The organism is Bradyrhizobium sp. McL0616, assembly GCF_049993385.1.
GTDB lineage: Bacteria > Pseudomonadota > Alphaproteobacteria > Rhizobiales > Xanthobacteraceae > Bradyrhizobium.
The window spans coordinates 5,534,498-5,559,257 of the sequence record NZ_CP188255.1 but is presented as its reverse complement, the minus strand read 5'-3'; the positions used below and the strand labels follow the sequence as shown (position 1 = coordinate 5,559,257).

Sequence of the window (24,760 nt, the reverse complement as noted above, 5' to 3'; positions counted from 1 at the left end):
CGATGTACTTAAGGTCAGTGCTTGCCCGCGTTCGGATCGGGGAACGCCGAGCCCGCAGCGGGCGCCGCCGCATCGGCCGGCGCCGCGTCAGGCGCGGCTGCGGCGGGCTTTGGCTTCTTCGGCCGGTGCGGCTTCTTCTTGACCAGCTTGGGCGGCACCGCCGGCTGGAGCTCCGCGAACACCGGATTCGGGTCGGTGGTCACCGAGGCGGGCGTGGTGAAATCGCCGGGATTCCTGATCACGTTCACCGGCACGCTCACCGGCTGGTACTTATTGAGGGCGAAGCTAACCGTGAAGGGGACGTCGGGTGCGGGAACCGAGACCGAGCAGGGGGTCTTGCAGCCTGGCCCAAGCGAAGTGTTTGCGTCGGCGCCCGGCGGATTGGATTCAAGCCGGACCTGGAGGGGCGGCGGGGCCGATTTGAACATGTTCCAGGAGACTGAGGAGCAGCCACCAAGACTTGTTGCCCCAAGGAGGCTCGCTCCCGCTAACGCGATGACACGACGCATGACCATCCACTTCTACTGCGACGAACCGCCGCATTCCCCAGGGCGACCTTAGGAGCGTCGTTTTCCGCAGGCAACCGGCGGGCTGCGCATAGTTAATAGATGGTTAACGCAGGGTTAGCGCGAATTGTAACGTGATTTCAGTGGCTTGCAGAAGGCTAGGCCGTCATCAGGCTATGCGCTGCGGCCGGCAGGTCGCGCATGTGATGGATCAGCCGGTCCGGCTTCAGCTCGGCGATCGGCACGTCCGTGTAACCAAAACTGACCCCAATCACGGGCACCCCGGCGCGTCGGGCCACCCCGACATCGGTCCCGGCGTCCCCGACCATGATGCTGGCCTTAACTTCCCCACCGGCCCGCGCCACTGTCTGCCGAAAAATCGTCGGATCGGGCTTTTGGACGCCAAAGGTGTCCGCGCCGCAGATCGCCGCGAAACGGGGGGTCAAGTTCAGCTGGTCGAGGAGCCGCTTGGACAGCCATTCCAGCTTGTTCGTGCAGACGGCGAGGCGATGGCCCTGTGCCGCAAACAGGTCGAGCGCCGCCTCGAGACCGTCGAAGGGCCGGGATTCGACGGCGATATGGTCGGCATAATAGGCGATGAAATCCGATGTCAGCCGGTCCATGTCGGCGATGCTGACCGCGCGTCCCTCGGCCTCCAGCCCCCGCTCGATCAGCTTGCGGGCGCCCGCGCCGATCATGTTGCGAGCCGCGGCCATCGGCACCGGCGGCAGCCCTTCGCGGTCGAGCACGTAATTCAGCGCGGTGATCAGGTCGGGCGCCGTATCCACAAGCGTGCCGTCGAGATCGAAGACGAGGGTGTAGGGAGAGGTCATGCGAAAAGCGCTATCGGTCCGGCCCTGCCCGCGCAAGGGGCGAGCCCATAAGATCACCTTATAGACCTGTTCCCAGCCCCTGTTCTCGAGGGGAAAACGAGGCTACACAGGCCGCCGCAAGCGACCAATACGGCGGCAACCCCTTAAACACAGAGGCGGCGCAATTTGGACATGGACAAGTTGAAGCGGCAGGCTGCGGCGCGCGCCCTGGAAGAGGTGCGTGACGGCATGCAGCTCGGGCTCGGCACCGGGTCAACGGCAAAGCACTTCGTCGAGTTGCTCGGCGAGCGCGTGCGCGGCGGCCTCAAGGTGATCGGCGTGCCGACCTCGGAGACGACCCGCGCCGATGCGATGCGCTGCGGCGTGCCGCTGACCACGCTCGATGAGATCGACCACCTCGACATTACCATTGACGGCGCCGACGAGATCGATCCCGCGCTCAATCTGATCAAGGGCGGCGGAGGCGCGCTGCTGCGCGAGAAGATCGTGGCGGCCGCCTCGGATCGCATGATCGTGATTGCCGACGACACCAAATGGGTTCCGGCGCTCGGCCGCTTTCCGCTGCCGGTCGAGGTCATCCCGTTCGGGCTTGGCGCGACGCGGCGGGCGATCGAGAAGGCATTTGCGGAATGCGGCGTTTCCGGGCAAATGGCGGTCCGCAAGGGCAAAGATGGCCACGTTTTCGTCACCGATGGCGGCCACTGGATCGTCGATGCCCAGCTCGGACGAATTGAGGATCCGGCTCGCCTCGCTACGGCGTTGAGTGCGATCCCCGGCGTGGTCGAACATGGGTTGTTTATCGGCTTGGCCAGCTCGGCTGTTTTGGCGAGCGGCGAGGGAATCCGCGTGGTTGAACGGCGAAAGCCGAAAGGAGACTAGGAATGAAGAGCTTGTTGAAATTCTTGCCGGCCGCGACCCTCGCTTTGGGACTGGCCCTCTCGGCCGCCCCGGCCATGGCGCAGTCGACTCCGCCGAAAGCCTCGCCGGCGGCCATCGCAGCTGCCAAGGAGATCCTGACGATCAAGAACGCCGGTGCGATGTATGCCGGTGCTGTGCCCGGCCTGGTCGAGAAGACCAAGATCGCGCTGACCCAGCAGAACCTGAACTACCAGAAGGATCTCGCCGAGGTCGCGCCGATCGTCGCCCAGCAGCTCGCCGGCCGTCAGAACGAGATCGGCGAAGGCATGGCGCAGATCTATGCCAGCGAATTCACCGAGCAGGAGCTGAAAGATCTCGTCACCTTCTACAAGTCGCCGCTCGGACAGAAGCTGATCAGCGCCGAGCCGCGCGCCATCGGCCTGAGCATGGCCTTCATGAACTCCTGGGCCCAGAACTTCTCCGAGACCGTGATGGGCAACTTCCGCGCCGAGATGCGCAAGCGTGGCAAGGAAATCTGACAATGCCTATCTGACAGGGGATACCTGGAATCCCTGAAAGAGGTCGGAGTGGACAATGGCTGAATTCGACGTCGATCTCTTTGTCATAGGTGGGGGTTCGGGCGGCGTGCGCGCCGCCCGCATCGCGGCCGGATATGGTGCCCGCGTCTTGATTGCGGAAGAGTACCGCATGGGCGGCACTTGCGTGATCCGCGGCTGCGTGCCGAAGAAGCTGTTCGTGATCGGCTCGCACTTTCGTCACGAGCTCGAGGACGCCGCAGGCTTCGGCTGGACCGTTCCGCCCGTGAGCTTCGACTGGCCAACGCTGATCGCCAACAAGGACAAGGAGATCGCGCGCCTCGAGGCGGCCTACACCACGAACGTCGAGAAGTCCGGCGCGCAGATCGTCAAGAGCCGTGCGGTGATCGAAGACAAGCACACCGTCCGCCTGCTCGAGAACGACAAGAAAGTTACGGCCAAGTACATCCTGATCGCCACCGGCGGCGCGCCCAATCACGGCGCCATGATCCCCGGCATCGAGCACGTGATCTCTTCCAACGAGGCGTTTCACCTGAAGACGCAGCCGAAGCGGATCGTGATCCAGGGCGGCGGCTACATCGCGCTGGAATTCGCCGGCATCTTTGCCGGCTTCGGCTCCGACGTCACCGTGATCTATCGCGGCGACAACATTTTGCGCGGTTTTGACGAGGACGTCCGCGCCCATGTCCGCAGCGAGATGGAGAAGCAGGGCATCACCATCCTCACCGGCTGCACCGTGGCCAAGGTCGATCGTCACGGCGACGAGTTCACCACGCATCTGTCGAACGGCTCGAGCATCGCCTCCGACCAGGTGATGTTCGCGATCGGCCGTCATCCTGCGGTGGCCAATCTCGGCCTGGAGAAGGCCGGCGTCGCCATCAATCCGCACAATGGCGGCATCGCGGTCGACGGTTTCTCGAAGAGCTCGGTCGACAGCATCTACGCGATCGGAGACGTCACCCACCGCCACAATCTGACGCCGGTCGCGATCCGCGAGGGGCACGCCTTCGCCGACACCGTGTTCGGCAAGCGCGAGGTGAAGGTGGATCATTCCACTATCCCGACCGCGGTGTTCTCGCAGCCGGAGGTCGGCACTGTCGGTCTGACCGAGACCGAAGCGCGCGCGCAGTTTGGCCATGTCGACATCTACAAGACGAGTTTCCGCCCGATCAAGGCGACGATGTCGGGCCGCGACACCCGCGTGCTGATGAAGCTCGTCGTCGACGGCGCCTCAGACCGCGTGCTCGGCTGCCACATCGTCGGCGAGGCCGCCGCCGAGATCACCCAAGCCGTCGCGATTGCCGTGAAGATGAGGGCGACCAAGGCCGACTTCGACGCGACCTTCGCGCTGCATCCGACCGCGGCGGAAGAACTGGTGACGATGCGCACGCCGACGGCGCGCCACGTGCGCCAGGCGGCGGAGTAGGGCGTCACTCATCGGATGGGGAAGTGAAGCTCGGGATGCCGCCGGCATCGCAAGTCAAGTTCACCTTCGAGATCGAGAGATCAAAGCACTGAGGTTACGTCACTTGATCTCCGCAATCTTTCCCTTGCCTTGGCAGGATTCGCATTTGACTGGATAGATCTTGCGGCCCGGGTGAGCCGGCTGCATGGACCTGGGAAAGCCCGTTCCGTTGCACGCCGGGCAGGTTCGCTCTTTGATCTTCGGGGTCATATCAATCCTTTCCGACCGCTCCACGCTTTTTTCAAATCAATGCAGTGTTTCCGCCGCAGCTTGATCGACCGCGGCCATCAGGTCGGCGGTATCCGACTGCTGGATCATATGTCCCGCCTTCGGGACGCGTCGCATTTTGCTGTGTTTGATCTCGTCATGCAGCCGGCCGGACTGTTCGTCGATATCGATGAGGCGATCGTCCTCGCCGGCCAGGATCGTGACCGGCATGGCCAGTTCGCCGTAGGTCTTCGCAGACAGCATTGCCGCGGGGACCATCAGCGCGGCCTCGGCGGCACCGGCACGAAGCTGCGATGGACGCACGGCCAGTGATTTGGGGAAGCCATCGAATTTTTGAGGAACGGATTTAGGTCCGAACAGCTGCCGCAGCATCGCCGGCCACATCAGGCGGCTGAGAATCGGTGAAATCGTGTGACTGAGGATATCACCAAATCCAGGTATCGCCGGGCCGGCCATCGCCATCATCGCATCGGTGCGGGCCGTCGGGAAATAATAACCCGACGCCAGCACCAGGGCCTCGACCATTGCGGGGTGCCTGCTTGCCAGCGCGACCGCAACCGACGCTCCCCAGGAATGCCCGAGCACGATTGCCTTTTCGACGCCGAGGTACGCCAGCGCATGCCTGAAGAGATCGGCTTGGGCCGCGGGCGTCCACACAACATTGCGCGGCCTCAGGCTGTGACCGAAGCCCGGACGATCGAACACGATCACACGATAGTCCTTGGCGGCGAGATCGATGAGACCACTCGACTCGAAATCCTGGATCATGCTGCCATTGCCATGAAGCAAGACCAGAGGCCGGCCCGTTCCCCGCTCGACATAGTGCAAGCGGACACCGTCGATGTCGATGAAACGTCCCTGTGGTGGATTATCGCGTTGCGCCTTGTCGGCAAGGCGCCGATTGACGATCGCGGCCGCGGTCATCAAGCCGGCTGTTGCGACGACGGCGGAGGCGAACGGATATTCTGCAAGAGCACGAAGGGTCGTGGCCGCCAGCGAGGGCGAACGTTTTTTCAGTATGCGCATGTGATACTTTCGCTGACGGAGTCAGCCGTTACCTGACGGAAGGTGTCGCCGGATTAACGTCCGGGCTTCATCATGACCTTGTGCCGACCCGGACATCGCCTTTGCCGCGCCAACAGAACGCACGCATGGTCAAATCCCCATTTTGGGGACGGCATGCGCGTTCACCGGTCGTGTCGTGCAGACGCAACAAGAGGGGCGGAGAAATGTTCCTAACCCCAATGGATGCGGCACAGCGGGTCAGGTCATTGCCTGCGCTCGGGTGCCGAGGAGCGGTTTATCAGGACCTCGCTCTGGCGAATGTCGTTCGAGACACTATATTCAGGACATCGCTAGCACGACATGACAGGCGCTAGTGACCGAGAGACGTTGCCGCGCTCCCGCCACAGACCGGAGGCGCGCATTGAACGTTATCTCCTATCCCCTACATCTTTGCGGCAAGTTTGAACGCCGCTGGAGCGCGAAAGCGGTTCAGGAAGCGAGCCAACGGTCCCCGTCGCAAGGGGCGGGTGGCTGTACCGCCTGCGGGCGAATCGTGGCAGCTCCGGTGCACTCGACCTACTTGCCCACCGGCAAGTTCATCAATCAGTGGCGATGCCTGGTGTGCCGGAACTCCTGGCAGACCTCCGCCGATCCCGCGAGCAGCGCGGATATCCAATTGAGCCGGTCCGAGCATTTTCGGGAGAACGCCGAACACTGCGTAACCCTGGAAGAGACCGCTTCTAACGACGCAGCGCGCAGGCATTTCCGGCGCATGGGCGATAGCTGGCTCGCTCTGGCAGAGACACAGGACTGGCTCGACGGTGTGACGCCGCAGGTCTCGCGACCTCAGCCGCAAAGCGCGCTGGTTGATGTCGTCGCTGCAGCCGATTCTCGGGGAGTTTGGTCATGACCGAGAAGCGTGACGGAAAACGCCAGACTGGTTCACTTGCCGAGCGTCTCGTAGCCGATACAGAGAGGCTGCGTGAACAGGCATCACGCCTTGAACCCGGTGCTGAGCGCGAGGCGCTTTTGAACAAAGCGCACCGCAACAAGATGGCTGCCGATATCAACGCGTGTCTGACCTCTCCCGGACGCAAGTTTCCGGCATAGGCAACGCGAGCGACCCGCGGCGGAGCGGCGGGGAAGACCTGCTCGCGCCGTCCGCTGAAATCAATGATATCAAAATCGATGATATCACTTGGGCTCGCTTGCCCAGCGGATAGGAACGAATCTCCCGAGGTCCGATTGTGACCCATGGATCATTTGGCTTGAAGAGACGGATATGCGCAAGCTTCTCATCTTGATGGCCGTTGCTGCCGGGACGAGCATTTTCGTGGGCGCGGTTCCTGCGGATGCCCAGGAATATCGCTGGTGTCTTCAGGGACGGCAGACGGGTTATCCGGGCGAGTGCAATTATCAAACACGAGCGCAATGCATGGCATCAGCATCTGGTCGCAATGCCGGATGCGGCATCAATCCGCGTGTGGCTTTCGCGCAGCAACGTCGGCTTCGCTAATGCGAGCAATCGGTCGAGCTGATCCCTCGGAATGCGAGATCAAATCTGATCAGCAAAGACAAGATCGGACCCATCGTTGAGACTGCGCTCGAAGCGCGCCAGGCCGAGCTCGGTCGTAGCGTGTTGATGCTGCTGGGTGTGAGCGTCGGGCTTGTAGTTCTCGTCATGGCCGTCACGTGGATGATATTTTTCAGACCTTAAGCTGAAGCGACGTCACGGTTGAGATTTAGGAACGAAAGCGCAGACGCGGGCTTGGTTCACTCCTTACACTCTGGAGACAATCATGAAACGCCCGTCACTCTTCGTTTGCATTTCCTTGTTCGCGGCTGCCACTGCGTTGGCGGCAACCCCGGCCTCGGCGCAGAATCAACCGGCGCAGTCCGGACCGAACAACAGCGCGGTCAACACTGCCGGTCAAAACAACTCCGACGCGCCTGTCGCCGGCCGTAACAGTTTCACCGAAGGCCAGGCCAAATCGAAGATCGAGGATGCTGGCTACGCCAACGTCACCGAACTGAAGAAGGACGACAAAGGCGTTTGGCGCGGCCAGGCCAGCAAGGGTGGATCGGCCTCTGCGGTCAGCGTCGACTTTCAAGGCAACGTCAATTCCACCAAGTAAGAAAGATTCAAAATGACCGCTACAATTTCTCGTCTTTACGACAACTACACCAGCGCGCAGCAGGCGGTTCAGCGGCTTGAAGCGGCCGGCGTGCCGCATTCGGACATCAGCATCGTCGCCAACAATTCGGACAGCTGGTTCAGCACCGACAAGAAGGTTGATCGTGACCGCGATGGCGTCGACGATCGCGCCGAGGGCGCCGGGAAGGGTGCCGGCATCGGTGCGGGCGTAGGTGGCACCGCCGGACTTCTTGCCGGTCTCGGGTTGCTCGCAATCCCCGGCCTCGGACCGGTCGTCGCAGCCGGCTGGCTGGCCGCGACTGCAGTCGGTGCCGCTGCGGGCGCCGCTACCGGCGGCGTTGTCGGAGCGCTCACGGAGGCCGGCGTTTCGCGGGAGGATGCGGACTCCTACGCCGAGGGCGTCCGTCGCGGAGGAACGCTCGTGTCGGCCCGGGTGGCGGATGCGGAACGATCCCGGCTCGATTCGATCCTGAACGAGTCGTCTGTCAATTTGCGTGACCGCAGTGCTGCTTGGCAAAAGGCCGGATGGAAATCGTTCGATCCCGCCAGCAAGCCTTACGGCGCCGAAGAGGTTCGCAAGGAGCGGCAGCTCTACGGCTGATCATTGCGCTCCATGAGATTTCAACGGTCCGCTTCGGCGGGCCGTTTTTTGTGCGCCTACGCGTATAGATATCCGACCGGCTTGCCTTCGGTCCGCAGTGGACGAATGTCCTTCTGCGTGATGATTTGACCGGCCATGCCGTCGATCTCGTCGCGCTGCGTCGGCGTCCAGCTGCGAAGATTATCCATGCCCTTCAGAAGGCCGAGCCGGAGCACCTGCGTATTCTCGCCGACGCCGACGAGGCTGATCGAATCCTTGCCCGCCGTCACCACATCGCCGGCGGACAGCTCAAAGGTCTCACCCGCGTTCTTCTTGAATTCGGCCGTGCCGCGAATGACGCGGTAGATGACGACCTCGCCCTTGGTAAAGCAGCTGGCGTCCGCGGCGATCGACGTGCTCTTCGGCAGAAGCGAGTGGCCACGCGGATCGGTCGCGATGATGTGGCCGGTGACGAGATGGCCGCTTGGAATCTCGATCCCGATATCGCGGACGTAGACTGGCAAGGCCGATTTCACCGGGCTGTCGACCAGCGGCTTGAACAACGCATCGAGTGCCAGGGGATCCTGTAGCCAGAAGCCTGCATCGGCCGGGCGATCATGCAGCGGGTGGCTCCACGCCACACGCGGCGTCTCATCCTCTTTGATCTGATCCGGACCGACAATCGTCGGGTTCGGAAAGGTCGTCGGATCGGTGATGAAGGCTTCGAGGAATTTGCCCGAATAGCCCATGGAGATCGGATCCGGCACCACCGTTTGCGGCGTCTTCAAATTCTCGTCGGTGGACAGGCCCGACCATGTGTAAAAGAGCTGGCGGTGCACGATCGCGCTTTGCAGCATCACCGCGCCGGGGCCGACATTGTAGAAGCGCCCATCATAGTCGAAGGTGAATGCGCCCGAGGTGACCAGCACGAGCTGAAAGCCGCCCGGCGGAAGATGCAGATGGAAATCGGTGGGGCCTGTGTCGGGACGGTAGATCGGCAGATTGGTCGCGACTTCGTGCAGCAGGAAGGTTTCGTTGTTGGCGTGAAAGCCTTCGTTGGCGCGGTTGTAGAGCGCTTGCGGACGGTACGTCGCTTCGTATTTCGCATTCCGGTCGCGATCGATCGCGACGAAATCCTGACTGTTGAGACGCAGCGGCGCGCCATTCGGGTGGGTGAGGCCGGTGATTTTGAGATCGCCCGCAGCATGCACGTTCATGACATTCTCCGGTCTGAGCCATTGCTCGCTCGGGACCTCGCTTGCGAATATTGGGCCAGTTCGGTTGCGGAGCAGCAAATGGGTCTTCGCTTCGATGTGGTGGGCCCGGTCGGGGAAAAATCCAGTGGTTGCACCTGAGGTTAGATCGCCGACGCTCTGCATTGCCTGACCCTTCTGCCGAACATCACGCATTCGGGCGTGAGACGCGCGCTGTCTAATTTGTCGGCAAGCCTTGGCAGGAGCGTGCAATTGCGCTGCGTCGAACCGGAAGAACCGATTGACACATTGTTCATGATTTGTTCTTATCCTGCAACCGAGCTGGAGGCCGCCATGGACAACCGTATCAACGAAATCCGCAGAACCATCAGGGCGCTCCGCGTCAGCATGCTGGAGGCTGAGGCGATCATGCATGAACAGATCAATCGGGATGAGGACTGTAGCTTCGTGGCGCAGGAAATCCTCAAGATGCGCTCGGTCATGAGCCTGCTCGTGAAGGAGCGAACCGCGCTCGGCGATGATGAGCCGATCCTCGTGAAGAGCTTCTTCATCCCGCGGCGCCGGCCGACACGAAAGCCGGTGGCTACGCTTTCCCTGAACTACAATTCTGTTTCCCGCCACCGCATCGCGGCGAGGGTTTGACGCGGAGATCAGCTCATTCAAAGGACTGGCGCGCCGCCAGATCCGGCTTGCCCGCCGGGCTGTCCGCCCACTTCGCCATCTCCATCGTCCGCGCGTCGACGCTCTCGCACCAGAGGCAGCTCGATGCTGTGCGGCCGTTCCCGGACAGGATCGGGACCAGGCTGTGGCCGCAGCCGGCGCACCAGGTGATGTCAGTCATACGTTTCCTCCACGGCACAGCGAATTCGGAAGCGATGTTTTCGTTCCCGAAGCTTGCGCGGGCGCTATGACGGGGCTTGAGCACGGCGTCCTGGGTCCCGGCTCTGCGCAGCAACGTTAAGGGCGTTGCAGCGCGTCCGGGACACGAGAGGCGTACGCGAAAGCGGCTCCCGCCCACCGCAACACGGAACCGATGCGGCGGCTGGTCGCACTGGTGCTGCCTTGATTCCGGCAGACCCGGCTTTATGTGTGAGGAGAACAAGAATCCGGGCCCCTCTGGCGAGGATGCCGACAATGTCGGTCAAACCTCGCGATGTCGGATGACCTGTCCCGCGCGAATGCGATGGATCGGCCGATTGTCGGGCCTTCTCTGTTTCCTCCGACCCAATCGTCCCCATCGCAGCCCCGCGCGGCCATTTCGCAAGATTAAGGGTGCAACGATGTCTGACGCCAACACTTCCACGCCGATCGAAATCGAGATTACCGAACCGTCCAGCCTCAACGAGCAGGCCGCGGTGGCGCTGGTCATCGCCGGCGCGCTCGTTGCGGTCGCCGACCGGCGCGTATCGCCGCTCGAGCGCGACGAGGTGATCCGCTTCATCAGGGAGCGCGAACTGGCGCCGCACATCTCGGATGATCGGCTGTTCGCGATGTTTGACGGGGTGGCAGAACGGCTCGAGGAGCCTGACTTTGCCAATGTAGTGATCGACACGTTGCGGCCGGTCTCGAATATGGCGCTCTCGTCGCATCTGATGGAGCTGTCGGAGCGCGTCGCGGCTGTCGACGAGGACGTGCATCCGAACGAGGTGCAGGCGATCAAGTTGCTGCGCCTCCTGACGCTGGTGCTGCCCCGCGCGAAACAGGTCGGGCCGCGTGCGGTCAGCACGGCCTCGAAGGAGTGAGCATGCGCGCAGCTTCGGACGAGAGGGCGACCGGTGCGGAGGGCGCCACCGGCCAGCCGGCCGGCGGCGACCCGCGCCTCGACAAGCTCGTCCATCGCCTGCCGCCGCGCGTGGGCGACACCGTCTCCTATCTGCTCAAGCCGTCCAGCCGCTGGGTCCGGATTCCCTCGGGCGCGCTGCTCGTCGTAGGCGGCGTGCTGTCCTTCCTGCCGGCGCTCGGCATTTGGATGCTGCCGCTCGGACTTGCGCTGCTCGCCGAGGACGTGCCTGCGCTGCGTGCGTCCCGTTCGAAAGTCTTCGACTGGGTCGAGCGCCGCAAGCCGCACTGGCTGGATCCGTCCGCCCCCAAAAATGATCAATCATGACTGAATTCATCACGGCCGAGGCGCTGACCGCGCTGCTCCAGGTCGCCCTGATCGACCTCGTGCTCGCCGGCGACAATGCCGTCGTCATCGGCCTTGCCGCGGCGGGCCTTCCGGCCGACCAGCGCCGGCGCGCCATCGTCGTCGGCATCGTTGCCGCCACTGCGCTGCGCATTGTCTTTGCCGGCGTCGCGACCCAGCTCCTCCAAATGATCGGCCTCTTGCTCGCCGGTGGCGTGCTGCTGCTCTGGGTCTGCTGGAAGATGTGGCGCGAGCTGCGCGAGCAAGCCGCCCAGTCGAGTGAGCTTGCGTTCAGCCGTAGCGGCGGTGCGGCCACATCGGCGCCGCGAAAGACCTTTGGCCAGGCCGCGGCACAGATCGTTGCCGCCGACGTCTCGATGTCGCTCGACAACGTGCTCGCGGTGGCGGGCGCCGCGCGCGAGCATCCCTACATCCTGGCCTTCGGTCTCGTGCTGTCGGTCACGCTGATGGGCGTCGCTGCGGATTTGCTCGGCCGCGTTCTCCAGAAACAGCGCTGGATCGCCTATGTTGGTCTCGCCATCATCGTCTACGTCGCCTTCCAGATGATCTATCGCGGCTCGCTCGAGCTCGCGCCGGTGATCGCTAGCCTGTAAGGCGCATCTTCTTTGCAATCCGGAGTGACCAATGATTTCTGAATCCAAAGCACTTTCGGCCGCGCCATCACCGCAGCCGCAGATCGGCCTGTTTGCGCGGCTGATCTTCGGCTCGCGCTGGCTGCAAGTGCCGCTCTATCTTGGCCTCATCATAGCTCAGGCCGTCTATGTGCTGCTGTTCCTCAAGGAGCTCTGGCACCTGGTCGCGCACTCCTTCGACGCCAGTGAGCAGCAGATCATGCTGATCGTGCTCGGCCTGATCGACGTCGTGATGATCTCGAACCTGCTGGTGATGGTGATCGTCGGGGGTTACGAGACGTTTGTGTCCCGATTGAACCTCAGCGGCCATCCCGACGAGCCGGAATGGCTGAGCCACGTGAATGCCAGCGTGCTCAAGATCAAGCTGGCGATGGCGATCATCGGCATCTCGTCGATCTCGCTGCTCCGAACCTTCATCGAGGCAGGCAATCTCGGCACCACGCGCAGCAATTTCACCGAGACCGGCGTGATGTGGCAGGTGCTGATCCACCTGACCTTCATCATCTCAGCGATCGGCATCGCCTGGGTTGACCGCCTCAGCGAGAGCGGACACCGTAACAAGGAGGCCAGTCACGGCTGAACGCGCGCTTCCGCCTCTCGGAAGCGAAACGCTGCATTCAGAGACGCCGGCCTCGCGCCAGTGTCTGGGATGGCGTCTCGCCGAACGCCAGTCTGTAGCCGCGTGAGAAGTCACCGAGGTGCCAGAAGCCGTTGCCAAGTGCTGCGGCCTTGACACTCAAGACGGCGCCTCCGGTCATGAGCTGGATGCGGGTGGCCCACAGCCGCTTGAGACGCAGATGGTGGTGCAGGCTCACGCCATGCACGGCATGCGTCGCGGTCTGGAGCGTGCGCACGGAGACGCCGAGCGTAGCGGCGAGGTCGTCGCTGTAGAGCGGCCGGCTGCCGAGCGTGACCACAACGTCATCAAGCCGCGCGATCAGCTTGCTGTGCTTGTCGAACGACCCGCGTCGCGCGGCGAGCCCGTCGGCCGGCACCAGGGTGTCGTCGAGGCAGGCGAGCAGCGTCTCCTGGATCGGCGGGTTGAGTGCTTCGAACTGTCTGGGATTGTTTGATTCCGAAGCCAGGCAAAACATGTTCAGGATCGTGGCACGCAGGCGCGCCATCGCTGCCTCATGCGAGCGGAAGAACCCGAGACCGCTGTCGTAATCCGCCCAGCCGCGATGGCGCATGTCCGAGTTGAACCGCATCATCACATAGGTGTTGGCGCGTTGCTCGACCGATTTGATCGGGACCTTGCCGCGGACGACGTTCACCGTCGAACTGTCGATCTCGCGGCCGTTGGTGATGGAGTGAAACGAGAACGGGATCGTGAGGCCGACGCCGCCGTCGGTGCCGACGTCGACCTCGAGCCGGCGGGCAAAGGCGCGCTGGAGCACGAACAGCCCATCCTGGAGCGGCAGGATGGCGCGGGACAGTGAGAAATCGCGCGGAAGGAGCGGCGTGCTTGTGCCGAGACCAAGCACCTCGTTGGCGCGAAATTCGCCGAAGTCCGAGAAGCGCTCGATGCCGAGGACTCGCGAAGGTTTTAGCCGGCCTAGCGGCATTTCGGGATCCTCAGGGGTGAGCGGGCTGAATCCCTGGAAGGTATCAGATGGCCGACCATCGGCCCTATTCCGGGAAACTACTGCCAGGCTTTATCACGCGATTTGCGGATAGGCTGCGTTCTCCCGTCGCTCGCGCTCGCCGAGCTCACGCACCAGCTCTTGAAGAAACGACTCCGTGAATGCGGGCAGAGTGCGTTCGGCCCGGACATAGATGCCGAGATCCGACCACACCGGGCTGCCAGCATTGTCGAGCGGCAGGAACACGAGCTGGCTGTCGCGCGACAGCCTGCTGATGCCGAGCTGGGTCTGGAAGGCGACGCCGACGCCGCGCGCAGCGAGCTCGCGCATCAGATCGATCGAGTTGGCCTGGATCGCAGGCTCCGGCGTCGCCGAAAGCTGCGCGATCAGCGGTTGGAGCAAATGATAGATCGACAGCTCCGGCAGCGCGTTGATGACGGGGAAGGCGAGGCATTGCTCCAGCGTGACCGTCTTGCGGCGCGCTAGCGGATGCTCGCGCGCGACGAGTGCGCCAAGGCGAAACCGCTTCAGCGCGACCTGCCGCAGGTCCGGTGGATGCCGGAGCGCGATGGCGATGCCGATGTCGGCCTCGCCGCGGCTCAGGGCTTCCAGCACATCGGACGAGCCCATCACCTCGGTGGTGAAGCTGACGCGCCGGGCGCGGCCGCGGTGCGAGGCGATCAGGTCCGGCAACACCGACTCCGTGAGGGATTCGATGCAGGCGATGCTGACGGTGCCGTGCCAGGCGCCGGACAGGGACGCGACGTCCGAGCGAAAGCGGTCGAGGTCCTGGAGCACGTTCATGACGTGCCGCGCCAGCATCTCGCCGACGGTCGTGAGCGTCAGGCCGCGCGCATTCCGCTCGAATAAAGGCAATCCAACCTCTTGTTCGAGCTTAAGAATTTGCCGGCTGACCGCAGACGAGGCGACGTTCAGGACCCGTGCCGCGGCGCGGATCGAGCCGGTGCGGCGAACGGCGTGGAAGTACTGGATAGCCGGTGAGTGAAATCGCATGGGACCCCCGGCACGGACTATAGCCGTTGCCGAAACGGCATCAACATGTACGAAATTCTCTGCCTTTTGAGAACGTTGGTTTCACCCTAGTGTCATGTGCGGACGGGCCTGCCGGGCCCGAGCCGTGGCGCGCCCGCAACGATGCGGCAGGGGATTTTTGGGGTGGACGAGACGATCGCTTGCGAGCTGGAGCACGGGCGAGACGGTCGTCTGGTCGACCGCCGCCGCGCGGCCGCCTATGTCGGCGTGACCGCCGGCCGCTTCGAGCAGCTGGTGCGCGACAACGTCGTGCCGCCACCTGTCATGGTCGACAACAAGCGGCGCTGGCCGATCGCATTGCTCGACGTCGCGAAGGCAGCGGTCGGCAGCAGCATGCCGTCCCTGCCGGCAGCCATCGTCGATGCCGCAGCCGAGATGCGTCCTTGCGAGCGTGACGCCGTGTCGCCTTCGCGCGAATTGCCTGATCAAGCCTGGTTCGAGCAACGTGCGAATTTCGTTCAGCGCGTCCGCAGGTCGCTGCTCTCGGGCAACGAGATCCGCCTGCTGCGCGAGTTTAAGGTGCTCAAGCAGAACCAGATCAGCATGTTCGGTTACTACGGCAGCTTTGAAGCGCTGATGGTGCGCGGCTACATCGTCGAATTGGACCGCAAGCCGCCGTCGAGCCGGCCGCTGGTGACGTATCGTCTGACCGTGCAGGGCGAGCAGGTGATCTCGGCGCTGAAGGATGAGCCGGTCTTTTGACCGGACGCGCTATTTGAGAATCTCACACACCGTCGCATGTGATTGCAGGTCCGGCTGCGCGTGGCCGGCCGAGATGCCGTGCCACCAGATGTCCAGCGCGTCGCGGTCGCAGCGAAGCTTGACGCTCATGCCGCCGGCGAACTTGATCCAGTCGGCGAAGTGGTCCCTGCCGACCGCGATCACGACGGGAATGTCGGCGTCGAGCGCTCGCTCGATCAGATAGGACAAGCCCTTGCCGTCGCGCTCGCGCTTGCCAAAGCGGTTGATGATGACGAGGTCGGCGCCGTGGACAAGCGCGTCCGCGATCCGCGCGCCGGCATTTTGCAGCCTTGCGAGATCAAGCCGACAACCCTGCGCGGCCGGATCGAAATCCTGCGCCAGCAATAGTTTCTCGCCGCTGTGAAGCAGCACTGCCGAGAGGCTGGAGTCGGCGCATTGGCCGGCCTGCACCATGCCCACCACACGAAAGTCGCGCGCATTCAGATCGGCGGCGAAGCTGCGCAGGACGGCGTCGGGATCCTGATGCGGCTCGTAGACGAGGGCGGCGAGGTCGCATTGCGCATCGAACATGGTCCGCCTCCGAATTTTTTGCAAAGAGATCGGGGCCGCGGCGTTTCTGCCACGACCCCGGATGTCGGATCAGGCCGCGGGCGGCCCGTTGATGATCTGGAGCTGGGTGAATTCGGCGAGGCCTTCCTCGGCGAATTCGGTGCCGATGCCCGACTGTTTGGCGCCGCCGAATGGAATGTGCGGGGCCATGTCGAGATGCTTGTTGATCCAGACCGTACCGGACTCGAGCTGCGTTGCGATCTCGTGGGCGCGCTTGATGTCGGACGACCACACCGACGCGCCGAGACCGTAGGTCGTGGCATTGGCGCGGCGGATCGCGTCATCCTTGTCGGAGTATTTGATCAGCGGCAGCACGGGGCCGAACTGCTCCTCGTCGACCAGCTTCGATCCTTCCTTGATGTCGCGCACGATGGTCGGCTCGATGAAGTAGCCGGGCCGGTCCATTGCGGAGCCGCCGGCGACCACTTTGCCGTTCTTGCGGGCGTCCTCGAGGAAGGTCTTGACCTTCTCGTATTGCATCTTGTTCTGCAGCGGTCCGAGCTTGGTGCCCTGCTTGGCGCCGTCGTCGACCACCGTGCTCTTGGCGATCGCAACCAGCTCGTTGCAGAGCTCGTCATAAACGGACTCGTGAACATAGAGCCGCTTGATGGCGAGGCAGACCTGGCCGGAGTTCTGGAATGCGCCCTCGAAGATGCCGGGCGCGACCTTCTTCGGGTCGACGTCGTCGAGCACGATGCCGGCGTCGTTGCCGCCGAGCTCGAGCGCTGCATCTTGTTCTGCAGCGGTCCGAGCTTGGTGCCCTGCTTGGCGCCGTCGTCGACCACCGTGCTCTTGGCGATCGCAACCAGCTCGTTGCAGAGCTCGTCATAAACGGACTCGTGAACATAGAGCCGCTTGATGGCGAGGCAGACCTGGCCGGAGTTCTGGAATGCGCCCTCGAAGATGCCGGGCGCGACCTTCTTCGGGTCGACGTCGTCGAGCACGATGCCGGCGTCGTTGCCGCCGAGCTCGAGCGTGATACGCTTGAGCGTCTGCGCCGCACTCGCCATCACCTTCTGTCCCGTCGCGGAGGAGCCGGTGAACGAGATTTTGCGGATGTCCGGGTGCTTGGTCATCTCGCCGCCGAGATCGTTGGCGTCGGTGATGAAGTTGAGCACGCCCTTCGGCAGGACGTCCTTGATCAGCTCGGCGAAGCGCAAGGTCGCGAGCGGCGTGGTCGGCGCCGGCTTCACCACCAGCGTGTTGCCGGCAAGCAGCGCCGACGGCAGCTTAAAGCTGAGGATCAGCAGCGGATAGTTCCAGGGAATGATGGCGCCGACGACGCCGAGCGGACGGCGGTAGGCTTCCACCTTGCGATCGCCAGAATCCTCGATCACCTTCATCGGCAGCTCAAGCGAGCTGAGATAGCGGAAGAACGCGGCCATGCCCAAGACTTCGCCGGTGGCATCGCCAAGCGGCTTGCCTTGCTCGCTGGTGAGGATGTGGGCGAGTTCGCCCGAATTGGCCTCGATCACATCGGCCATCTTGTTCACGAGCTTGCGGCGTTCCTCCATCGGGGTCGCGGCCCAGCCGGGGAAGGCGGCCTTCGCCGCGGCCACCGCCGCATCGAGCTGCGCCTTCGAGGCGCGCGGGCACTGCGCCAGCACCTCTTCGGTCGCGGGATTGAGAACCGGCATGGTCTGGTCGCCGGGCACCATCTTGCCGTCGATGAGAAGATTGTAGTCACTCATTGGCTTTGCGCTCCCTTGAAGAACGGGCCGTTCGGGCCTCGTTATATCGAAGTATATATCACGATCCATTCGAACCGGCCATGGCAGCCGGCTCGATCAATTCCAGAAAAGCGGGCTGGACGCTGATGGACATATCGATATATCGTGACGGATATAGCGAAGTGCGTTCCGGGATTTGCGATGGAAATCAAGGTGAGGTCGCTGACGAATTGCGAGGTGGCAGCCGACGGCGGTGCGATCTCGCTGGGCTTCGAGGACGTGGCAGGCAACTCCGCCGCCGTCAGCGTCTCGCTGAACCAGGTCGGCGCCCTGATCATGACGCTTCCCGGGCTGCTCGAGGCGGCGCTGAAGGCTCGCTACGGCGACCAGAGCCTGCGCTACGCCTATCCGCTGGCATCCTGGGTGCTGGAACAATCGACGGACACGACCCAGCGCATCATCACGCTCGAGACCGAGGACGGCTTCAAGGTCCGGTTCTCGATCCCGAAGGCCGAGCAGAGTCTCTTGGGCGAAGCTCTGACCCAGCCGATGCCGGAGGTGTCGGTGCGACCGAACTGACGGCGATCAGGATTTGCGCGAACGGCCGATGTCGGTCTGGAGCGCTTCGAGTTCCTTGCGCACCGCGCGTGCGGCGTCGCGCTCGATCTTGCGGTAGCGCGCGACCAGTGCCTCGCCGAAGGGGGAGAGCATCGCGCCGCCGCCATTCTTGCCGCCGGCCTGCGGCTCGACCGCGACCTGCCCGCAGATGCGGTTGATCTCGTCGACGAGATCCCAGGCGCGCTTGTAGGACATGTCCATGGCGCGGCCGGCCGCCGAGATCGAGCCGTGCTCCCGAATCTGCTCCAAAAGCTCGATCTTGCCGGGTCCGATTCGATCCTCGCTGTCGAGGTCGATCCGAACGCTCAGTTGAGGCAGCGATTTGGCGCTCGCGCGCGACATGATGGGGTCTCTTAGCCAGTCTCTTGGGCCAGTTACGCCAGAGATTGCCATTCTTACCCGTCGCGGACAAGGTGAGAGCGCCGGATATCCAGCATGCGTCCCGCCGTTGCCATTCGCGGGATCAGATATGGTTGACGATCAGCTTGAGCGAGCCGGCGAAGGTCGGTCGTTGCCGATATTGGCCGTGCTGCGCATTCCATCGGCCGGATCCGAGATCGTCGCGGAGCCGGTGCTCGAAGCGCCGCACGACGTCGTCGGCAACAAAACTCCAGGCCGAGCAGGCGAGCCGCGCGGCTGGATCGAGCAGCATCTCCGGCCGGCCGTAATAGGCCTCGTTAAAGCCATCGGTGCAGTCGAGCGGAATCGGGACGGGCAGAACGTCTGTCGTGCCGCCGAGTCCTTCCGCGATATCCCTGATCGCAGGGTAGCGCACCGCCTCGACCGCTATCACCTCCGGGCAATAGGCGTGGAGCCAGAAGCGATCGAGCTCGTCGGGATCGCAGGTCATGATCGCGATCGGACCGCGCGTCACCCGGCGCATCTCGCGCAGGCCAGCGGCCAGGTTCTTCCACTGATGCACCGAGAAGGTCGACATCGCCGCGCCGAAGGCGCCGTCTGCGAAGGGAAGCTTTTCCGCAACCGCGTCGATCGCGGCAGGAAGGTGCGCCGGCCGCTGCGCCCGCATCGATTGCGACGGCTCGACCGGGGTGACGGTGCGGCCGACCGGCTCGTAGGAGCCGGCCCCCGCGCCAACATTGAGGACGGTGAGGGCTTCGCCGAGCGCGGCGTCGATCAGCTCGGCGATGCGCGGGTCCGGCCGGCGAAAATTCGCATAGCCCTGGCCGATGGAGCCGTAATTGGCGTCGCCGGCACTGCCGTCCTGATGGCGTGGCGCATTGTCCTGCATGACAATCCTACAGCGTCTTGTGCGAGACGTTCTTGACCACAGTATAGCACTGCAGGCCCTCGGTGCCGCCCTCGCGACCATAGCCGCTGTCCTTGACGCCGCCAAATGGTGTCTCAGCCACCGACGCGACGAAGTGGTTGATCGAGAGATTGCCGACCTCAACGCTTTCGGCGAGACGTTCGGCATTGCTGGCCGAGCGCGTGAAGGCATAGGCCGCAAGCCCGAAAGGAAGGGCGTTGGCTTTCTCGATCGCTTCATCCAGCGTCTTCACCGGATTGACCAGCGCGAGCGGTCCGAACGGCTCCTCGTTCATGGCGAGGGCGTCGTCGGGCAGGTCGGCGAGCACGGTCAGCGGAAAGAAATAGCCGCGATTGCCGATGCGCTGTCCGCCGGCGAGTACGCGTGCGCCCTTGGCCTTGGCGTCGGTGACCAGCGTCTCCATCGCTTCGATCCGCCGTGCATTGGCGAGAGGCCCGAGCTGCGTCGAAGGATCAAGCCCGTTGCCGACCTTCAACTGGCTGGCGCGTTCGGCCAAGGATTGTGAGAACTGCTCGTAGATATTCTCCTGCACGAAGAAGCGCGTCGGCGAGACGCAGACCTGGCCGGCATTGCGCGACTTGCCGACAGCAGAGGCGGCTGCGGTCGCGACGGGATCGACGTCATCGCAGACGATCACCGGCGCGTGGCCGCCGAGCTCCATGATCGCGGGCTTCATGTGGCGGCCAGCCATCTCGGCGAGATGCTTGCCCACGGGAATGGAGCCGGTAAAAGTGACGAGCCGGATGCGCGATTGCGGAATGAGATAGTCCGAGATCTCGGCGGGATTGCCGAACACGAGATTGAGCACGCCTGCGGGGAGCCCCGCATCATGGAAAGCGCGCACGAGCTGGAATGCGCCAGCCGGCGTTTCCTCCGACGCCTTCAGGATGATCGAGCAGCCGGCCGAGAGGGCGCCCGCGACTTTGCGGGCAGGCGAGCTCATCGGGAAATTCCAGGGCGAGAACGCAGCGACGGGGCCGATCGGTTGCCGCAGCACGGTGTGGCGCATGCCCGGCTCGCTCGGGATCACCCGGCCGTAGAGTCGCAGGCCTTCGGTCGCGTCCCACTCGATGATGTCGCATCCGCGCAGAATTTCGAGCCTGGCCTGTTCGATCGGCTTGCCCTGCTCAAGCGTCATCGCGACAGCCATCACGTCGACGCGTTCGCGGATGAGGGAGGCCGCCTTCAGGATGATCTGCGCGCGCTTGGCGGGCGCAGTGCTGCGCCAGATCGCAAATCCCTTCTCGGCGGCGGCGAGCGCATCATCGAGATCAGCCCTGCTGGCGGTGGGGACCGTGCCGAGCACGCTCTCATCGGCGGGGTTGATGATGGGCTGTCCGCTGGCGCGCTTCCACTGTCCGTCGATGTAGAGTTCGATGAGAGGATATTCCGCCATTGTTCTTTACCTTGCTTGTGCGGCTTTGCTCGTCGATTGGTCTTGTCCGAGCTGGGCAAGCCATCGCGTGAACACGCGATCGGCCTGGCGTGCGACGATCTTTGAAACCTCCGCCGTCTTCGCGCGCAGCTCCTGCACCGAAATCTTGGCGGCTGCGAGCTCGACGGCGTGGCCGACATACCACTCCTCGAGTTGCCGCGGATCGGCCTCCAGATGAAACTGGAGTGCCAGTGCGTTGTTTCCGAACGCAAAGGCCTGGTTCTCGTAATTCTCGTTCGAGGCGAGCCCTGCAGCGGTGGCAGGGAGATCGAAGGTGTCGCCGTGCCAGTGCAAAACGGGCGAGCCTTCTGCCAGTGGCTTCAGGCTGGAGGCGTGGCCCGCATCCGATAGTGTGACCGATCCCCAGCCGATCTCCTTGACCTCGCCGGCATAGACGCGCGCGCCGAGCGCCTTCGCCATCAGCTGCGCGCCGAGGCAAATTCCGAGCGTCGGCAAGCCCTGGGCGAGGCGGCGCTCCAGCAGATCGATTTCTCGCGTGATGAAGGGATAGCTGTCGGTCTCGTAGACACCGATCGGGCCGCCGAGCACGATCAGCAGGTCGGCGTCCCGGATCGAGGAATGGCTGAGATCGTCGACCGGCGCCTCGCAGAACGAGACGTTCCAGCCTTCGTGTTCCATGATCGGCGCGAGCAGGCCAAGACCCTCGAATGCCACGTGACGGAGCGCGACCGCAGATCGACGGCGTTGAAACATTCAGCCAGACCCTGTTGCGCGGCGGCTCTCGGGAAGCATCCGCTATATTCGAATTGATATAACGGAAGCCGAGCGGCGTCCAGACGGTACGGCCGGCGGATGATGTGTCCTGCGCATGCCCAGCATGCGGCATGGCGCGTCAGCGCACGGCGTGCATCTCAAGGAATGCCTTCACGCCGGTCACATCACCGGTATCCGACGGCACGTAGCCGGGCAGGCTTGCGACAGCGGCGCGGAAATCGGCGCTGCGCATGATTTCGAGGATGCGCTGCATCGGCTCGGTATCCAGGAACGCGCGCTTGCAGACGAAGAAATAATCTTCCGTGAGGATACGGATGAAATCGAGGCCGAATTGCCGGGCCGCGGCCTCGACGCCGAAACTTGCATCCGCCATGCCGCTCGCGACATAGGCCGCCACCGCGGCATGGGTGAACTCGATCTGCTGCGCACCGTTGATGCGGCTTTCGTCGATGCCGTGCGCGGCAAGCAACTGGTCGAACAACAGGCGCGTGCCGGAATCATGATCGCGGTTGACGAAGCGCGCTTTGGCCGCGGTGAGGTCTTCGATCGTCTTGATGCCGAGCGGATTGCCGCGCGCGACCATCAATCCCATCTCGCGCGTGACGAAACTGATGACGCGATCCTCGCGCGGATCGAGCCATTCGCGCGCTGTGTTGATGCCTTGCGCCCGCAGCGCGCCGTGCGGCAGATGCAGGCCGGAGAGATCGCAGGCGCCTTGCGCGAGCGAGACCAGCGAATTCTGGTTGCTGACATAGCGCAAATCGACGCCGATACCGGGCTCGCGATCGAGGAATTCGCGCAGTTTTGCGACCGCAAAGCCGTGGCTGGCGTGGACGCGGATCACGGACGGGCGCTGCTCGAGGAACGGCTTGATCTCGCTCGCAAGCTCCTGCGCGAGGTTCTCGAGTTGCGGGCCGAGCCGCGCCTGCATGCGCTCGCCCGCCCACACCAGCCGCTCGCCGAACGCGGTGAGCTTGGTGCCCTTGCCGCGCCGGGTCTCGACCAGCGGCGTGCCGAAGAAGTCCGACCATTGCTCGATCAGGTTCCAGACGTGCCGGTAGGACAGGTGCGCGTCGATAGCCGCGCTGGAGATCTTTCCGGTCTTCCGGATTTCGTTGAGCACGCCGAGCATGACCACCGCCGTGCGCGGGCTGCCCTCCCGGCGGAACCGCCAAACTGCTTCGATCTCGATCTGGAGCATAGGGATCTGCTTTATGAATTCGATTTCATATATTGGGCGCCCATAGGCACACCATATCATATTTACTACGGGAGAAATGCTCCTACTCTGGTATACCAGAAACGGAGGAAATATGATGTCAGTTGCATATGACTTTGCGCGCTCCCCCGCCGCCGAGTTCATGGCCCGCCCCCAGGGCCTGCTCATTGACGGCCGCCGCGTGCCGGCGAGCTCGGGCCGCACCTTCAAATCTCTCAACCCCGCCACCGGCCAGGTGATCGCCACCGTCGCCGAAGGCAACGAGGCCGATATCGATCACGCTGTCGCCGCCGCCCGCCGGGCGTTCGAAGGCCCCTGGCGCACGATGCGTGCCTCCGAACGCGGCCAGATCCTGATGCGCTGGGCGGAGCTCCTTAAAGCTCACGCCGACGAGATCATCGAGATCGAGTCGATCGATGCCGGCAAGCCGATCTCGGCGACGTCGCGCCAGGATTTCCCGGCTGCCGTCGATACGCTGATCTACTACGCCGGCTGGGCCGACAAGATCAGCGGCGACGTCGTGCCGGTGCGCGACGATGCCCTGACCTACACCGTGCGCGAGCCGGTCGGCGTGGTCGCGGCGATCGTGCCCTGGAATTTCCCGCTGATGATCGGCATGTGGAAGCTCGCGCCGGCGCTGGCCTGCGGCTGTACCATCGTGATGAAGCCGGCCGAGCTGACCTCGCTGTCGGCGCTGCGCATCGCCGAGCTCGCGCTCGAAGCGGGCCTGCCGGCGGGAGTGTTCAACGTCGTCACCGGCCCCGGCCGCGTCGTCGGTGACGCGCTTGTCAATCATCCCGATGTCGACAAGGTCACCTTCACCGGTTCGCCCGGCGTGGGTCGCGGAATCATGAAGGGTGCGGCCAGCAACTTCAAGCGCGTGTCGCTCGAGCTCGGCGGCAAGTCGGCCAACGTGATTTTCGACGATGCCGATCTCGAAGCCGCGTCCAAGGCTGCCGCCTCCGGCATCTTCTTCAACGCGGGCCAGGTCTGCTCGGCGGGCTCGCGCGTGCTGGTGCAGGAGAAGGCCTATGACGAAGTCGTCGAGCGGCTGGCGGCGCGTGCCAAATCGCTCAGAATCGGCGATCCGCTCGACCGCAAGACGGTGCTCGGCCCCGTGATCTCCGAGAAGCAGATGAAGTCGATCCTCGACTACGTCGATATCGGCCAGAAGGAAGGCGCCACCCTCGTCACCGGCGGCGAGAAGTTCGGTGAGCGCGGCTACTTCATCAGCCCTGCGGTGTTCGCGGGCGTCGCGCACGAGATGCGGATCTCGCAGGAAGAGATCTTTGGCCCCGTCGTCAGCGTCATCAAGTTCAAGGACGAGGCTGATGCTTTACGAATCGCTAACGGCACGGCCTACAGCCTCGCTGCCGGCGTCTGGAGCCGCGACATCGGCAAGCTCCAGCGCTTTGCCAAGCGGGCGCGCGCGGGCACCGTCTGGATGAACACCTATGGCTACACCGACGTGCGCCTGCCCTGGGGCGGCGAGCGCGACTCCGGCCTCGGCCGCGAGCACGGTACCGCCGCGATCGACAATTTCACGGAGCCCAAAGCGGTGTGGATGAATTTGGCCGTCTGATACCTCCCGAGCGGCCAATCCTGGAGTCCGCCTGATCCGCCCGGTCAGGCGGGCTCTCTTTTTCGGTAAAATTGTCTGCAATCCGGT

31 protein-coding genes and 1 pseudogene are annotated in these 24,760 nt (G+C 63.7%); 16 read left to right on the top strand and 16 right to left on the bottom strand.

The window, feature by feature from the left end:
• Positions 1 to 14 precede the first annotated feature (14 nt).
• Together ACPPVR_RS27285 and ACPPVR_RS27280 are read right to left on the bottom strand one after the other, a co-directional pair.
• Positions 15 to 509, bottom strand: a complete 495-nt coding sequence (locus ACPPVR_RS27285) for a hypothetical protein (RefSeq protein ID WP_426609653.1) — start codon at positions 507 to 509, stop codon at positions 15 to 17.
• A gap of 155 nt (positions 510 to 664) precedes the next feature.
• On the bottom strand, positions 665 to 1,339 hold the full coding sequence (locus tag ACPPVR_RS27280) for an HAD-IA family hydrolase (RefSeq protein WP_426609652.1): 675 nt from the start codon (positions 1,337 to 1,339) through the stop codon (positions 665 to 667).
• A gap of 165 nt (positions 1,340 to 1,504) precedes the next feature.
• On the opposite strand from ACPPVR_RS27280, the gene rpiA reads away from it, so the two are divergent.
• From rpiA to gor, 3 genes are read left to right on the top strand one after another with little or no spacing between them, the layout of a single operon-like run.
• Entirely contained in the window at positions 1,505 to 2,218 is a 714-nt protein-coding gene (gene rpiA / locus ACPPVR_RS27275; protein ID WP_426609651.1) for a ribose-5-phosphate isomerase RpiA, read from the top strand.
• Between the two features lie 2 nt (positions 2,219 to 2,220).
• A complete protein-coding gene (locus tag ACPPVR_RS27270; RefSeq protein WP_426609650.1) occupies positions 2,221 to 2,736 on the top strand; it encodes a DUF2059 domain-containing protein in 516 nt (171 codons plus the stop codon).
• Positions 2,737 to 2,791: 55 nt separating this feature from the next.
• Entirely contained in the window at positions 2,792 to 4,180 is a 1,389-nt protein-coding gene (gor, locus tag ACPPVR_RS27265; protein ID WP_426609649.1) for a glutathione-disulfide reductase, read from the top strand.
• A 99-nt stretch (positions 4,181 to 4,279) separates the two neighbouring features.
• Here the strand turns inward: gor and ACPPVR_RS27260 are convergent, their stop codons facing one another.
• Positions 4,280 to 4,366 (bottom strand): hypothetical protein, encoded by an 87-nt coding sequence (locus ACPPVR_RS27260; protein ID WP_426616195.1) that lies wholly within the window; start codon positions 4,364 to 4,366, stop codon positions 4,280 to 4,282.
• 99 nt (positions 4,367 to 4,465) lie between these two features.
• On the bottom strand, positions 4,466 to 5,473 hold the full coding sequence (locus ACPPVR_RS27255) for an alpha/beta fold hydrolase (protein WP_426609648.1): 1,008 nt from the start codon (positions 5,471 to 5,473) through the stop codon (positions 4,466 to 4,468).
• A gap of 400 nt (positions 5,474 to 5,873) precedes the next feature.
• Here ACPPVR_RS27255 and ACPPVR_RS27250 point away from each other — a divergent pair, with 400 nt between their 5' ends.
• The 5 genes from ACPPVR_RS27250 (at position 5,874) to ACPPVR_RS27230 (ending at position 8,208) form a co-directional block, all read left to right on the top strand.
• Positions 5,874 to 6,362 (top strand): hypothetical protein, encoded by a 489-nt coding sequence (locus ACPPVR_RS27250; RefSeq protein WP_426609647.1) that lies wholly within the window; start codon positions 5,874 to 5,876, stop codon positions 6,360 to 6,362.
• Positions 6,359 to 6,562: a hypothetical protein gene (locus ACPPVR_RS27245; RefSeq protein ID WP_426609646.1), complete on the top strand. Its 204-nt coding sequence runs from the start codon at positions 6,359 to 6,361 to the stop codon at positions 6,560 to 6,562. The genes ACPPVR_RS27250 and ACPPVR_RS27245 overlap by 4 nt, the downstream gene beginning before the upstream one ends.
• Positions 6,563 to 6,734: 172 nt before the next feature.
• Positions 6,735 to 6,968, top strand: coding sequence for a DUF3551 domain-containing protein (locus tag ACPPVR_RS27240; protein WP_426609645.1), 234 nt, complete (start codon positions 6,735 to 6,737; stop codon positions 6,966 to 6,968).
• A 283-nt stretch (positions 6,969 to 7,251) separates the two neighbouring features.
• Positions 7,252 to 7,587: a hypothetical protein gene (locus tag ACPPVR_RS27235; protein WP_426609644.1), complete on the top strand. Its 336-nt coding sequence runs from the start codon at positions 7,252 to 7,254 to the stop codon at positions 7,585 to 7,587.
• Between the two features lie 12 nt (positions 7,588 to 7,599).
• Positions 7,600 to 8,208: a general stress protein gene (locus ACPPVR_RS27230; protein WP_426609643.1), complete on the top strand. Its 609-nt coding sequence runs from the start codon at positions 7,600 to 7,602 to the stop codon at positions 8,206 to 8,208.
• A gap of 56 nt (positions 8,209 to 8,264) precedes the next feature.
• Here the strand turns inward: ACPPVR_RS27230 and ACPPVR_RS27225 are convergent, their stop codons facing one another.
• Positions 8,265 to 9,404, bottom strand: a complete 1,140-nt coding sequence (locus tag ACPPVR_RS27225; RefSeq protein WP_426609642.1) for a hypothetical protein — start codon at positions 9,402 to 9,404, stop codon at positions 8,265 to 8,267.
• A 330-nt stretch (positions 9,405 to 9,734) separates the two neighbouring features.
• Between ACPPVR_RS27225 and ACPPVR_RS27220 the strand changes: the two genes are divergently transcribed.
• Positions 9,735 to 10,043, top strand: coding sequence for a hypothetical protein (locus ACPPVR_RS27220; RefSeq protein ID WP_426616194.1), 309 nt, complete (start codon positions 9,735 to 9,737; stop codon positions 10,041 to 10,043).
• A 13-nt stretch (positions 10,044 to 10,056) separates the two neighbouring features.
• Here ACPPVR_RS27220 and ACPPVR_RS27215 read toward each other — a convergent pair whose 3' ends face one another.
• Positions 10,057 to 10,242, bottom strand: a complete 186-nt coding sequence (locus tag ACPPVR_RS27215; protein ID WP_426609641.1) for a hypothetical protein — start codon at positions 10,240 to 10,242, stop codon at positions 10,057 to 10,059.
• A gap of 439 nt (positions 10,243 to 10,681) precedes the next feature.
• Here ACPPVR_RS27215 and ACPPVR_RS27210 point away from each other — a divergent pair, with 439 nt between their 5' ends.
• The 4 genes from ACPPVR_RS27210 to ACPPVR_RS27195 are packed head-to-tail and all read left to right on the top strand — an operon-like array spanning position 10,682 to position 12,759.
• Positions 10,682 to 11,143 (top strand): TerB family tellurite resistance protein, encoded by a 462-nt coding sequence (locus tag ACPPVR_RS27210; protein ID WP_426609640.1) that lies wholly within the window; start codon positions 10,682 to 10,684, stop codon positions 11,141 to 11,143.
• A 2-nt stretch (positions 11,144 to 11,145) separates the two neighbouring features.
• Positions 11,146 to 11,508 (top strand): hypothetical protein, encoded by a 363-nt coding sequence (locus ACPPVR_RS27205; RefSeq protein WP_426609639.1) that lies wholly within the window; start codon positions 11,146 to 11,148, stop codon positions 11,506 to 11,508.
• Positions 11,505 to 12,140: a TerC family protein gene (locus tag ACPPVR_RS27200; protein WP_426609638.1), complete on the top strand. Its 636-nt coding sequence runs from the start codon at positions 11,505 to 11,507 to the stop codon at positions 12,138 to 12,140. Before ACPPVR_RS27205 ends, ACPPVR_RS27200 begins: the two co-directional genes overlap by 4 nt.
• A 31-nt stretch (positions 12,141 to 12,171) precedes the next feature.
• Positions 12,172 to 12,759, top strand: a complete 588-nt coding sequence (locus tag ACPPVR_RS27195; RefSeq protein WP_426609637.1) for a TIGR00645 family protein — start codon at positions 12,172 to 12,174, stop codon at positions 12,757 to 12,759.
• A gap of 37 nt (positions 12,760 to 12,796) precedes the next feature.
• Here ACPPVR_RS27195 and ACPPVR_RS27190 read toward each other — a convergent pair whose 3' ends face one another.
• Together ACPPVR_RS27190 and ACPPVR_RS27185 are read right to left on the bottom strand one after the other, a co-directional pair.
• Positions 12,797 to 13,744 carry a helix-turn-helix domain-containing protein gene (locus ACPPVR_RS27190; protein ID WP_426609636.1) on the bottom strand — a complete coding sequence of 316 codons (948 nt, stop codon included), beginning with the start codon at positions 13,742 to 13,744 and terminating at the stop codon, positions 12,797 to 12,799.
• Positions 13,745 to 13,837: 93 nt separating this feature from the next.
• Entirely contained in the window at positions 13,838 to 14,776 is a 939-nt protein-coding gene (locus ACPPVR_RS27185) for a LysR family transcriptional regulator (protein WP_426609635.1), read from the bottom strand.
• A 162-nt stretch (positions 14,777 to 14,938) separates the two neighbouring features.
• On the opposite strand from ACPPVR_RS27185, the gene ACPPVR_RS27180 reads away from it, so the two are divergent.
• The gene (locus tag ACPPVR_RS27180) at positions 14,939 to 15,517 is read left to right on the top strand and encodes a hypothetical protein (protein ID WP_426609634.1); all 579 of its coding nucleotides are present in this window, start codon (positions 14,939 to 14,941) and stop codon (positions 15,515 to 15,517) included.
• A gap of 9 nt (positions 15,518 to 15,526) precedes the next feature.
• Here the strand turns inward: ACPPVR_RS27180 and ACPPVR_RS27175 are convergent, their stop codons facing one another.
• From ACPPVR_RS27175 to ACPPVR_RS27165, 3 genes and pseudogenes are all read right to left on the bottom strand, one after another.
• A complete protein-coding gene (locus ACPPVR_RS27175; protein ID WP_426609633.1) occupies positions 15,527 to 16,087 on the bottom strand; it encodes a DUF2478 domain-containing protein in 561 nt (186 codons plus the stop codon).
• Between the two features lie 69 nt (positions 16,088 to 16,156).
• The gene (locus ACPPVR_RS27170) at positions 16,157 to 16,819 is read right to left on the bottom strand and encodes an aldehyde dehydrogenase family protein (protein WP_426609632.1); all 663 of its coding nucleotides are present in this window, start codon (positions 16,817 to 16,819) and stop codon (positions 16,157 to 16,159) included.
• Between the two features lie 374 nt (positions 16,820 to 17,193).
• A pseudogene (locus ACPPVR_RS27165) lies at positions 17,194 to 17,763 on the bottom strand (aldehyde dehydrogenase family protein); the annotation flags it as partial.
• Positions 17,764 to 17,997: 234 nt separating this feature from the next.
• Between ACPPVR_RS27165 and ACPPVR_RS27160 the strand changes: the two are divergent.
• A complete protein-coding gene (locus tag ACPPVR_RS27160) occupies positions 17,998 to 18,375 on the top strand; it encodes a hypothetical protein (protein WP_426609631.1) in 378 nt (125 codons plus the stop codon).
• 6 nt (positions 18,376 to 18,381) lie between these two features.
• Here the strand turns inward: ACPPVR_RS27160 and ACPPVR_RS27155 are convergent, their stop codons facing one another.
• From ACPPVR_RS27155 to ACPPVR_RS27135, 5 genes are all read right to left on the bottom strand, one after another.
• Complete coding sequence (locus ACPPVR_RS27155; RefSeq protein ID WP_426609630.1) at positions 18,382 to 18,756, bottom strand: winged helix-turn-helix domain-containing protein; 375 nt, start codon at positions 18,754 to 18,756, stop codon at positions 18,382 to 18,384.
• A gap of 121 nt (positions 18,757 to 18,877) precedes the next feature.
• Positions 18,878 to 19,663 (bottom strand): class I SAM-dependent methyltransferase, encoded by a 786-nt coding sequence (locus tag ACPPVR_RS27150; protein WP_426609629.1) that lies wholly within the window; start codon positions 19,661 to 19,663, stop codon positions 18,878 to 18,880.
• A gap of 7 nt (positions 19,664 to 19,670) precedes the next feature.
• Positions 19,671 to 21,098 (bottom strand): NAD-dependent succinate-semialdehyde dehydrogenase, encoded by a 1,428-nt coding sequence (locus ACPPVR_RS27145; protein ID WP_426609628.1) that lies wholly within the window; start codon positions 21,096 to 21,098, stop codon positions 19,671 to 19,673.
• A 6-nt stretch (positions 21,099 to 21,104) separates the two neighbouring features.
• Positions 21,105 to 21,851 (bottom strand): glutamine amidotransferase, encoded by a 747-nt coding sequence (locus tag ACPPVR_RS27140; protein WP_426609627.1) that lies wholly within the window; start codon positions 21,849 to 21,851, stop codon positions 21,105 to 21,107.
• Positions 21,852 to 21,990: 139 nt separating this feature from the next.
• Complete coding sequence (locus ACPPVR_RS27135) at positions 21,991 to 23,073, bottom strand: substrate-binding domain-containing protein (RefSeq protein WP_426609626.1); 1,083 nt, start codon at positions 23,071 to 23,073, stop codon at positions 21,991 to 21,993.
• Between the two features lie 115 nt (positions 23,074 to 23,188).
• On the opposite strand from ACPPVR_RS27135, the gene ACPPVR_RS27130 reads away from it, so the two are divergent.
• Positions 23,189 to 24,673: an aldehyde dehydrogenase family protein gene (locus ACPPVR_RS27130; RefSeq protein ID WP_426616193.1), complete on the top strand. Its 1,485-nt coding sequence runs from the start codon at positions 23,189 to 23,191 to the stop codon at positions 24,671 to 24,673.
• The last annotated feature ends 87 nt before the right edge of the window (positions 24,674 to 24,760 follow it).

Excerpts from the sequence above, each read along its gene's own strand:
- ACPPVR_RS27205 (WP_426609639.1), top strand. The coding sequence starts at position 11,146 with ATGCGCGCAGCTTCGGACGAGAGGGCGACCGGTGCGGAGGGCGCCACC.
- ACPPVR_RS27240 (WP_426609645.1), top strand. The coding sequence starts at position 6,735 with ATGCGCAAGCTTCTCATCTTGATGGCCGTTGCTGCCGGGACGAGCATT.
- ACPPVR_RS27185 (WP_426609635.1), bottom strand. The coding sequence starts at position 14,776 with ATGCGATTTCACTCACCGGCTATCCAGTACTTCCACGCCGTTCGCCGC.
- ACPPVR_RS27215 (WP_426609641.1), bottom strand. The coding sequence starts at position 10,242 with ATGACTGACATCACCTGGTGCGCCGGCTGCGGCCACAGCCTGGTCCCG.
- ACPPVR_RS27230 (WP_426609643.1), top strand. The coding sequence starts at position 7,600 with ATGACCGCTACAATTTCTCGTCTTTACGACAACTACACCAGCGCGCAG.
- ACPPVR_RS27145 (WP_426609628.1), bottom strand. The coding sequence starts at position 21,098 with ATGGCGGAATATCCTCTCATCGAACTCTACATCGACGGACAGTGGAAG.
- ACPPVR_RS27150 (WP_426609629.1), bottom strand. The coding sequence starts at position 19,663 with ATGCAGGACAATGCGCCACGCCATCAGGACGGCAGTGCCGGCGACGCC.
- ACPPVR_RS27285 (WP_426609653.1), bottom strand. The coding sequence starts at position 509 with ATGCGTCGTGTCATCGCGTTAGCGGGAGCGAGCCTCCTTGGGGCAACA.
- ACPPVR_RS27220 (WP_426616194.1), top strand. The coding sequence starts at position 9,735 with ATGGACAACCGTATCAACGAAATCCGCAGAACCATCAGGGCGCTCCGC.
- ACPPVR_RS27225 (WP_426609642.1), bottom strand. The coding sequence starts at position 9,404 with ATGAACGTGCATGCTGCGGGCGATCTCAAAATCACCGGCCTCACCCAC.
- ACPPVR_RS27195 (WP_426609637.1), top strand. The coding sequence starts at position 12,172 with ATGATTTCTGAATCCAAAGCACTTTCGGCCGCGCCATCACCGCAGCCG.
- ACPPVR_RS27200 (WP_426609638.1), top strand. The coding sequence starts at position 11,505 with ATGACTGAATTCATCACGGCCGAGGCGCTGACCGCGCTGCTCCAGGTC.
- ACPPVR_RS27280 (WP_426609652.1), bottom strand. The coding sequence starts at position 1,339 with ATGACCTCTCCCTACACCCTCGTCTTCGATCTCGACGGCACGCTTGTG.
- ACPPVR_RS27235 (WP_426609644.1), top strand. The coding sequence starts at position 7,252 with ATGAAACGCCCGTCACTCTTCGTTTGCATTTCCTTGTTCGCGGCTGCC.
- ACPPVR_RS27135 (WP_426609626.1), bottom strand. The coding sequence starts at position 23,073 with ATGCTCCAGATCGAGATCGAAGCAGTTTGGCGGTTCCGCCGGGAGGGC.
- ACPPVR_RS27210 (WP_426609640.1), top strand. The coding sequence starts at position 10,682 with ATGTCTGACGCCAACACTTCCACGCCGATCGAAATCGAGATTACCGAA.
- ACPPVR_RS27130 (WP_426616193.1), top strand. The coding sequence starts at position 23,189 with ATGTCAGTTGCATATGACTTTGCGCGCTCCCCCGCCGCCGAGTTCATG.
- ACPPVR_RS27190 (WP_426609636.1), bottom strand. The coding sequence starts at position 13,744 with ATGCCGCTAGGCCGGCTAAAACCTTCGCGAGTCCTCGGCATCGAGCGC.
- ACPPVR_RS27260 (WP_426616195.1), bottom strand. The coding sequence starts at position 4,366 with ATGCAGCCGGCTCACCCGGGCCGCAAGATCTATCCAGTCAAATGCGAA.
- ACPPVR_RS27155 (WP_426609630.1), bottom strand. The coding sequence starts at position 18,756 with ATGTCGCGCGCGAGCGCCAAATCGCTGCCTCAACTGAGCGTTCGGATC.
- gor (WP_426609649.1), top strand. The coding sequence starts at position 2,792 with ATGGCTGAATTCGACGTCGATCTCTTTGTCATAGGTGGGGGTTCGGGC.
- ACPPVR_RS27160 (WP_426609631.1), top strand. The coding sequence starts at position 17,998 with ATGGAAATCAAGGTGAGGTCGCTGACGAATTGCGAGGTGGCAGCCGAC.
- ACPPVR_RS27255 (WP_426609648.1), bottom strand. The coding sequence starts at position 5,473 with ATGCGCATACTGAAAAAACGTTCGCCCTCGCTGGCGGCCACGACCCTT.
- ACPPVR_RS27140 (WP_426609627.1), bottom strand. The coding sequence starts at position 21,851 with ATGTTTCAACGCCGTCGATCTGCGGTCGCGCTCCGTCACGTGGCATTC.
- ACPPVR_RS27270 (WP_426609650.1), top strand. The coding sequence starts at position 2,221 with ATGAAGAGCTTGTTGAAATTCTTGCCGGCCGCGACCCTCGCTTTGGGA.
- ACPPVR_RS27175 (WP_426609633.1), bottom strand. The coding sequence starts at position 16,087 with ATGTTCGATGCGCAATGCGACCTCGCCGCCCTCGTCTACGAGCCGCAT.
- ACPPVR_RS27245 (WP_426609646.1), top strand. The coding sequence starts at position 6,359 with ATGACCGAGAAGCGTGACGGAAAACGCCAGACTGGTTCACTTGCCGAG.